We start from the raw sequence: 8,697 nt of genomic DNA, 5'->3' as shown, positions 1-8,697 counted from the left end.
GATCAGGATGGCGCAGCGTAAGCTCTTCCATAGTAATCTTAGTGTAAATCATTGGCCCGTAGAGCGCCAGCAGGCAATCCAGCCACATGAAACCGGAGAACCATAGCCCAAGCCGCGGCTTCAATGCCGCCATCAGTTTCAGCATAGGAACTACTGAAAAGTTGAGGCTGGCTCGATACTCTTCAGCCGTTGCGTACTCGACTGGCTTGCCCACGGCGCCGCGCGCCGGAACGTAAACGACAGCTTCGATTTTGCGCGCTTTGATTGCTGCAACCATGCTCGCTGCACAGTCTTCGCGCTGGAGATCCACGCCGTAAATGGTCTGGCTTGCGCCAGCGATTGGCGCTTCGCCAGAACTGGTTGCAATGATGAAGGCTTGCGGATCTTCCTGCAAGATGGCCGCAATCGATTGATGGCCAAGAACCGCACTGGCGCCTACGATCAGGTAGTTCATACTGACTCCAGCAGCGCCCCTTGCTGTAGCGAGACAAGTTCTTTCGGTAAGAGGCCGCGATTTTCAGGTTCCTAAGGGATTGTTGGCGCGCTTGCCGGCTTAAGGCGTTGTACAGTACACGATGAGACTTAGAATAGCCGCGCTTTGGGCCGCCATCGGGACGACGGTTGCGACTGGATCTAGCTGTTTCAGTTTCGATGCCGACTGTAGCTCCGCTGACTTGAATTGTCCAGGTATAGCCGGTCTTTTGGCCTACTTGCTGCCGGCTGGCCGCGGCGTCGGAATGGTTGCCTGGACAATCGGCAACGATGTATATGCTCGAACCTATGCGCCGACCAGGGGCTGGAGTGCGCCGCAGGTCATCGACAATCTGGCGGTCCCACCGGCCTTGCCAACGGCCTGTGTCAGTCAGGGCGGACAGGGCGCAGTGGTCTGGGTCCAGAGCGACGGCGCTTTCAACAGCATCTATGTCGCCCGCTATCATCCACTCAGCGGCTGGAGTAGCGCACAGCAGGTCGACGGGCTTGCTTCTATTGCACAGAATCCAAACATCGGCTGCGATGCGTCGGGACGAGCGCTCGTGATCTATCGCGATACGGCAAACAACTATTACTATGTATACTATTCCAGCGGACAATGGTCAACACAAACGCTCTTCGATACAGTTGTCGGCGCCACCGTCCCAATGGGCCTGGACATGAGCGCCGATGGTTATGCGACTGTTGTCTTAACGCCGGCGGCGGCGCCGCGCGGCTTTTCCTTCTCGCCATGGACGCGGCAATTCACCCCCGTGCAATCGATCGGCAGCTCCAGCGCCATCTATGGAACTGTCGCTGCTGGCGGCGGCGGAACGGCGACGGCCGTCTGGGCCAACAATCTGGGCGGACCGGATATGTACTCCAATCAGTTGGGCCCCGCCGGATGGCAGACAGAGTTTCAGATCAAAACTTTTGGATCGGAGCCTTCGGTCAGTATCGATAGCAGCGGCGTCTACACGGCGGCTTTCGTGGATGCAAATGCTTACGATCGAATTTGGGCAGCTCAATTGCGCAACGGCGTCTGGAGCGCGCCCCAGCAAATCAGTCCGGTGCTTTCAGTGGCTGGAACGCTTACCACGCGAGTTGCAGGCGGCGCCGCTCCGGCTGTCGTCTGGCTGCAAACTACGGGCGGCCTGGATCACGTTTTCGCCGCTCGCTACCTCAATGGCTGGCAGCCGGCGCAACAGCTAGAGAACGACGTGCTTGGCGCCGTCGGGACGCGAGCGGCAGCGGACGGTCTGGGTCGCGCCGTCGCCATCTGGCTGCAAAGCGCTGCCGGTCAACAAAGCGTATGGTACTCGGAAAGCGGCAGCAGCGGAGGCTGGACGCCAGCGGCGCTGCTGGAAGAAGACAACAGCGCCAGTGTGATCGACGTAAGCGTCGATTTCTATTGAAAGTTCGCCGCGGATTCCGAATGGACGCCGGCGACGCATCGCCCCAGAATGGGGGCCTTGGAACTCAAGGATCCCCAGGCTTTTTTCAAGCAGCTAGACAAACTGGATCTAGAAAATCCGGAAGCAATTCTGGTGTCCGGCGCCGATCTCGATCTGGCCGATCAAGCGCTGAGCAGGCTGCGGCGACGCCTGGCGCGCGAAATTGGCAGCTTTGAATTCAGCGTTTATGCAGGAGAGCCTGGCGACGCCGAGAAGTTAGCCGAAGAACTGTTCAACATTCCGCTCTTCGCTCCCTACCGTCTCTTCCTGTTGCGTCAGGGCCAGCGAATTGCCGAAAGCATTACCCAGAGCAGCGCACTGAGTTTTGTGTATTCAGAAGGATTCCAGCGCTTCCCAGGTCGCACCCTGCTGCTGATCAGCTACGAGGGCGCCCCATCGGCCAGGTTCTTGAAGCTTCTTCACGGCCGCTTTGCGCATTTGCCGACGCGCGAGCTCTATGCCAATCAGATGGGCGACGCCGTGACCCAGGCCGCACGGCGGCTGCAATTGCATCTCAGCGAGGATGCGATTGCGATGCTGCGCGAGCAGGCGCCGCCGCGCGCCGGCGCGGTAGAAGCCCTTCTGGAGCGCTTGCACGATATGCTGCCAGAGGAACAACGTAAGGCGACCCTGGGACCAATGCAGGTGCGCGACGTTCTTTTTCCAACGATGGGCGTAAATCCCTTCGCACTGACCGATGCGCTATTTTCCGGCGACTTTCCCGCAGCCGCGCGCGAAGTGAGCCGCTTTCATCCCAACACGGACAATTTTTTTGGCATTCTCAAAGTTATTCTGAAGCGCACCGACGAGATTCGGAAGGCGTCCATTTGTTTGCACCTTGCAATGAACGACCAGGAATTGCTGGAGCGCCTCGACCTGAAGGGCCGACCGCCTTTTGTTCAAAAGAAGATACTGGCTCGCTTGAAATTTGAAGTGAATCGTTTTTCCGGCCGCGATCTTTCAAAGATTTACGAGCTCTTGATCGAACTGCAACAGGAATTTCGGAGTCAGACGCCGCCCGCCAGGCAACGTCTGATTTTCGAAGAACGAGTGCTTGGCGCGTTTTTCTAGTACACAGCAAAATCCTGCCCTGGCCGGCTTTCCGCGGCGAAAGCTACAGCCAATTCCTATCGCTCCTTTCCGAATCGGCAGCGCCTTAGCCGGCCGACCGCGGCCGCGCTTTTTCCTTCAGCGTAGCAAGAAGCTCTTCTTTGTTTTCGATAAAGGGCGGAAGCTCCAATTTGCGATTGGCCTGAAGCATTAGAGCGCCATCGGGAAGCGTGGTCACTGATTGCAGCCGGTCCAATCGAATAGCTGGTCCGCCAAAGGAATTGATCCGAAAGCGAAGCTGGCTGGCGCTGAGTTCGATGCGCATTTCTTTCATGGTTGATTTGGAAATGTAGAGGCCAAAGGCAATCCCGCCGGCAAGCGCCGGCAACAGGCACACCACGCCGACTACTGCTACAAAAATGACGGCGCCAGTTTCAATATTGGCAGATCGACTGAAGACTAGCGCGATGAATCCGATGCTGATCACCAGAACAATCGCCATCGCCAGAATCGAGCGGCGCAGCGTCCGACGCTTATGCCATGGCCAGGATTCCGCCAGCACCTGATAGACCCTTGTCTCCGCCGCTTCCATAGTCGTTATCCCTCATCAGACAAAATTCTGGCGCAAACTAATCAGGCGCGTTCAGCTGGCAAGCCTCGATTCAGTGTCCAAAGCGGCTGGACGTCAGGGCGACGGGCAGCTACGCTGGGGCTATGCCCTCGGCAATTCTGGACCGTGCAGCCCTTGCCTTTCCCTGGCCTACGTTGGACCCTTTCCTTTTCTGTGCGCACCACAATGATAATTATCCCGAGGGCGATGAGCGCTTTGCTCCACGGGCCACCCTGATCGGGCGCAATATCGGCGCCGATTTCTCCGCCAGGGATGGATGGAGCATGTACCACGGTCGGTCGACTCCCGGCTTTCCGCAGCATCCGCACCGCGGATTTGAGACGATTACTATCGCACGCCGTGGTTGGATTGATCACAGCGATTCGCTGGGCGCTGCCGCACGTTTTGGCCGGGGCGACGTGCAATGGATGACTGCTGGCTCAGGCATCGTTCATTCTGAGATGTTCCCGCTGCTACGACGCGATGAGCGCAACCCGGTTGAACTTTTCCAGATCTGGCTCAATCTGCCCCGGGAAAACAAGATGGCGGCGCCCTATTTTTCAATGTACTGGAGCGAATCTGTTCCGCGTCTTGAATTCGCCGACGCTGCTGGACGTAAAACGACAGTCGCCGTCTATGCGGGGGCTCTGCCCGGCGGACGCGGCGTGCAGCCGCCGCCAGATTCGTGGGCTGCCCATGCCCACAGCGAAGTACGGATCCTGACGATCCAGATGTCTCCGGCTGCCAGATGGCGCCTGCCGTCCGCTGCTGCCGGCCTCAATCGCGCCCTGTATTTTTTTAATGGAGCTCAGCTGAGGCTGGATGGAGAAGCCATTGAGGCCGCACACGTCTTTCTGCTGAAAAGCGAAGGCGAGGTCCTGCTCGAGAGCGGCGACGGCGCTGAATTGCTCCTGCTGGAAGGACGGCCGATTGGCGAGCCCGTAGCGCAATACGGCCCATTTGTGATGAATACGCAGCAAGAAATCTATCAGGCAATGGCCGACTATGAGCGCACCAGATTTGGCGGTTGGCCCTGGGCGGATGATGCTCCCGTTCACGGAAACGAAGAGCGGCGATTTGCCCGTCACGCGGACGGTCGAACAGAACGACCGCATGACGGGGCTCCAGGCAGCGCCGCTGCTCATTCGTAACGCTGGCTGGGACGCCGTATGCCGGATTGAGCAAAGCTCTTCGCACTGGACAATTTAAGCCGCATTTCGCCCGCCAATTAGCGGAACTCTGAGCTCTGCAGCTGCCTCTCCTGCCAATCGGGCCACACATCGTCCGCTGGCGCGGCACGCCGCACTGGACACACAATTTGCAAGCCGGCACTGCAACTCCGGCTGATCCCAGCAGCTGGTTCGCCAGCTTTCGCCAGCATTCACTTCTGTCGCTTCGTTCATAGCTTCCTCCTGCCGCCAGTCGTAGCGGAGGAAAAGTACGTTCCGAAGAAAAAGCGGCGAGGTCCTCCCCTTCGGAGCAACTACTGCTGGAAAGTCGCCGGCAGGCGACAGGCGTAAACAAAGGGCTGAAAAACCGGAGAAACGTAGAGCTTTCCATCCAGCACCAGGCCCGTAGCCACAGCGCTCACTCCATTGCCGTCATCGGCAAAGACGGCTTCCACGGCGCCACTGCGACGGTTGACGCGATAGATCACGCTGGGCGAAGGAACGCTTTCATCCGATCGGTGCCGCATAAATCCAAGATCGCTGAGGTGCGCAGCAGTATAGAGCCAGTCTCCATCGCGCATGATGTTATCCTGACCCTTAAATGACGCTACGAGGCGACGCTGACCCAGGCTGCCATCCGCCTGCCGGGGAAAGGCGTAGAGCGAATCTTCTCGCGTGGTGGAGACGTAAAGCGTATCGCCATCAATCAGGATGCCATTGGGAAAGGCCAACTCTGCGGCCGCAACGCGCCACTGATCGCGACCATCATAGTAGATAACGTTTGCGCGCTTGAGCCGCAGAATGGCTTCCAGCATGCTTCCGCGCGAGGCGGCATCATTGGTGACGTACAGACTCCCATCTGCCGCAACGGACAGATCATTCGGCGAGTTCAGAAGTTCGCTTTTCAATTGTTTAACGAAGATAAGCTTATCCGGCTCAATACGATAGACCACGATGCTGTGGTTGGCGTCGTCCATTTCCTCGCCATGACTGATCACGTACAGTTCGTCGCCGCCGGCGACCGGGCGAATGTCCATGCCGTGGGGTCGCAGGACAAAGCCAGCCGGTTCGCCTTCACGCGCTAAGATGCGACTGCTGCCGCTATGCGGATCCAGGGCATAGATTTCGCCGTGCGGCGTCCAGCTGCGACGGTCGTGGCTCGATACCAGAATGCGGGTCGTCGGCTGGCTTCGATCGATGGCCATATCCTCCGGGCCAGGTCCCGTAGATACTCGCGCACACTCCATCTGTGGCGCGGGCGGCAGCGCCGCGGAGCACTGCAGGAGCAACGAAAAGAGAAGTATTGTAAGGAGCCAGGCCAGTCGGATCGATTTGCGCATGAAGCAGGCGAACAACTTCCGTCGCTACGGTCCACCAGATTCCGGCGCACCGCTTGCGCTCGCTTAGCTTTCGGAAAGAATCTTGCCTGATTTTGCCCAGTTATCTCTGGAGACTTCATCGATTACGATATAGGTCGATTCGGGCGGCTTTCCTGCTTCTTCCTGCATCACCTGAGTGATGCGAGCGACAATCTTGCGCTTCTGCTCGGCACTCAAGGCTCCGGCGACGCGAACGCTGATATAGGGCATCGCGCCGGATCTCGCCTGTCGCGACCACGGTCAAGCAAGTCCAGGCGCCTCATTGGAATGCCGCAGGCGCTCCGGGGCCGCGCTCAATGGCCCCTTTCGTCCTGACCGATGGGACGCAAGTCGTCAAAGCGCCAGGGCGGGGGCGCAGCGCCGGGCTCGCTTTCCGGCGCCGCTTGCGGCAAGCCTGCCGCCGAATGAATGGGAATGACCCCGCTCCACCCCTGACGACTGAGGTCCGATGGGTCTTCGATTGGCCCTCCGGAGCGGGTCTTTACCGAAGCGTCCTCAATCTGCACGCTGAGAACGGAGGTGGCGCGCAGCTCCTGCTCGGCCGGCGGGCGCGTCAGCTGCCAGCGACCCGGAGTAACCTTTTCCATAAAAAGCCGCAAAGCCTCTGCCTTTTGGACAGGATCGCTGAGTTCAATCGCCTTGCCGAAAACGACTGCCGATCGGTAGTTCACGGAATGGTGGAAGGCCGACTTGGCCAGTACGAAACCATCGAGGTGGCTGACAGTAACACAGCAAGGTTCGCCCTCGGCCAATCGCTTCATCATGCGACTGGCAGCCGAGCCATGCAGCAAGAGGCGCTCGCCGTCGCGAGCATAGGCCGTGGGAATAACAAACACCTGTCCGTCGACGACAAATCCCACGTGGCAGAGCACCGAGCTGTCCAGCACCGCGTAGAGGCTCTGTTGATCATAACTGGCTCTGGAAGGCTGGCGGATCACCCGGTTTCGATCTGATGCGAAGCTTGTTTTCATGAGCGAATCATAGCCGAAAACTGGCGCCATTCACAGATCCAGATGTAGTATTTTCATGGCGCCAGTTTGGGGGACCGGGCTCGCTGGATCATGGACACGATGACTCGTTCCGAGGGCCTGCAACGGCAGATCTATCTCCGGCTGCGCAATTCAATTCTCAACGGCGAGCTTGCAGCGGGCGCACGACTGCCAGGAGCGCGCAGTCTGGCCAGACAGAACGGCATCTCGCGCAATACCGTACTCGGCGCCTACGGGCAACTCGAGGCCGAAGGCTACGTAAACAGCCGCGCCGCTTCCGGCGTCTTCGTCAGCGATGGCCTTTTCCTGGGTGCAGCGCAGGGCGCACTATCGCCGTCGGCTGCAGCCCTTTCCAGGCGCGGCGCGCAGCTGGCATCGATTCCGATTACCCGCAACCTGCCCGGTCAGCGCCTGCAGCCGCTGATGCCGGGCTCGCCCGATCTCGCCCAGGCGCCCGCCGAAGAGCTGGCAAAGCTGCAGTTGCGCGCTGCTCGCATCCTGCCGCGGCGCGAGTTCGGCTACGCCGATCCTGCCGGCTATTTGCCCTTGCGCCAGGCGCTCTCAGCGCACCTTGCACTGGCCCGCGGCGTAAAGGCCAGGGCGGCGCAGCTCTTGATCGTAAGTGGTTCTCAACAAAGCCTGGATCTCTGTGCGCGGCTGTTGCTGGACCCGGGCGACCTCGCCATCATGGAGAATCCCGGCTACCGCGGCGCACTTGCGGCGTTCTCCGCGGCAGGCGCAAAGGTCCAGGGCATTGCTGTGGACCGGGAGGGCATCGACGTCGAGAGCCTGCGACGACGTCTGCGCCGCCAGCGGCTGCGGCTGCTCTACCTTACGCCGTCGCACCAGTTTCCCACGGGCGTCACCCTCGCTCTGGAGCGACGCCTGGAATTGATCCGACTGGCGCACGAGTACGATTTTCTGATCCTGGAGGATGACTACGACAGCGACTATCAGTACGCCGGACGGCCGCTGCCTTCGATGCAGGGACTTGATCCATATGGCAGAGTGCTTTATCTAGGCACGCTATCCAAATCGCTTTTCCCCGGGCTACGCCTCGGCTTTCTTGCAGTTCCGGAAAAACTGGCGGAGGCCTTTGCCAGCGCACGCGCCCTTTGCGATCGACACAGCGCTATTCTGCCACAGGCCGCTCTTGCCGAATATTTTCGCCGCGGCGCCTACCATCGCCACATTCGTCGAATGCGCGAAAGCTATCGGCGGCGGCGCGACACGCTGCTGCAGGCCTGCCAGAGGCATCTTTCTGACCTTGGCGAGGTCTTGCCCTGCGATAGCGCCATGTTTGTTTCCTTCGCCCTGCGGCCAGAAAAGAGCGACCGCGCCCTGGCCGAAGCCGCCGCCCGGCTGGGCGTCTTTGTTCCGGCCTTTTCCGATTACCTGCTGCCACAAAATCGCCGCCTGCGTGCTCCAGGCGGCGGCATTGAGCGCGGACTGATGCTTGGCTTCGCGCCGTACAGCGAAGAGCAAATCGACCTGGCAGTGCGCACGCTGGCCCGAGCAGCGAAGCTTCAGGACCAACGGAAGCAAGCGGCGGACTGACGCTCCGTCAATATTGAA

Annotated in this window: 9 protein-coding genes; 4 read left to right on the top strand and 5 right to left on the bottom strand. The window is 59.6% G+C overall.

Annotation, left to right across the window (positions count from 1 at the left end):
- Nucleotides 1–454 (bottom strand): hypothetical protein (locus tag K1X75_14710; protein MBX7059314.1); only part of this gene is annotated, 454 nt, incomplete at its 3' end.
- Nucleotides 455–737: 283 nt separating this feature from the next.
- Here K1X75_14710 and K1X75_14705 point away from each other — a divergent pair.
- Nucleotides 738–1,886 carry a hypothetical protein gene (locus tag K1X75_14705; protein MBX7059313.1) on the top strand — a complete coding sequence of 383 codons (1,149 nt, stop codon included), beginning with the start codon at nt 738–740 and terminating at the stop codon, nt 1,884–1,886.
- 57 nt (nt 1,887–1,943) lie between these two features.
- The gene (locus K1X75_14700) at nt 1,944–2,996 is read left to right on the top strand and encodes a hypothetical protein (protein MBX7059312.1); all 1,053 of its coding nucleotides are present in this window, start codon (nt 1,944–1,946) and stop codon (nt 2,994–2,996) included.
- 85 nt (nt 2,997–3,081) lie between these two features.
- Here the strand turns inward: K1X75_14700 and K1X75_14695 are convergent, their stop codons facing one another.
- Nucleotides 3,082–3,567 carry a hypothetical protein gene (locus tag K1X75_14695; protein ID MBX7059311.1) on the bottom strand — a complete coding sequence of 162 codons (486 nt, stop codon included), beginning with the start codon at nt 3,565–3,567 and terminating at the stop codon, nt 3,082–3,084.
- A 122-nt stretch (nt 3,568–3,689) separates the two neighbouring features.
- Between K1X75_14695 and K1X75_14690 the strand changes: the two genes are divergently transcribed.
- On the top strand, nt 3,690–4,736 hold the full coding sequence (locus tag K1X75_14690) for a pirin family protein (protein ID MBX7059310.1): 1,047 nt from the start codon (nt 3,690–3,692) through the stop codon (nt 4,734–4,736).
- A gap of 332 nt (nt 4,737–5,068) precedes the next feature.
- On the opposite strand, the gene K1X75_14685 is transcribed toward K1X75_14690, so the two are convergent.
- The 3 genes from K1X75_14685 to K1X75_14675 all read right to left on the bottom strand — a co-directional run bounded on the left by K1X75_14685 (nt 5,069) and on the right by K1X75_14675 (nt 7,104).
- Nucleotides 5,069–6,094, bottom strand: coding sequence for an SMP-30/gluconolactonase/LRE family protein (locus tag K1X75_14685; protein ID MBX7059309.1), 1,026 nt, complete (start codon nt 6,092–6,094; stop codon nt 5,069–5,071).
- A 63-nt stretch (nt 6,095–6,157) separates the two neighbouring features.
- Entirely contained in the window at nt 6,158–6,343 is a 186-nt protein-coding gene (locus K1X75_14680; protein ID MBX7059308.1) for a 4-oxalocrotonate tautomerase family protein, read from the bottom strand.
- An 83-nt stretch (nt 6,344–6,426) separates the two neighbouring features.
- Nucleotides 6,427–7,104, bottom strand: coding sequence for a pyridoxamine 5'-phosphate oxidase family protein (locus tag K1X75_14675; protein MBX7059307.1), 678 nt, complete (start codon nt 7,102–7,104; stop codon nt 6,427–6,429).
- 90 nt (nt 7,105–7,194) lie between these two features.
- Here K1X75_14675 and K1X75_14670 point away from each other — a divergent pair, with 90 nt between their 5' ends.
- Nucleotides 7,195–8,679: a PLP-dependent aminotransferase family protein gene (locus K1X75_14670; protein MBX7059306.1), complete on the top strand. Its 1,485-nt coding sequence runs from the start codon at nt 7,195–7,197 to the stop codon at nt 8,677–8,679.
- Nucleotides 8,680–8,697: the final 18 nt, after the last annotated feature.

It is taken from the genome of Leptospirales bacterium (assembly GCA_019694655.1).
In the GTDB taxonomy this organism is placed as follows: Bacteria; Spirochaetota; Leptospiria; order Leptospirales; family Leptonemataceae; genus SSF53.
This window is presented reverse-complemented; position numbering and strand designations above follow the sequence as displayed.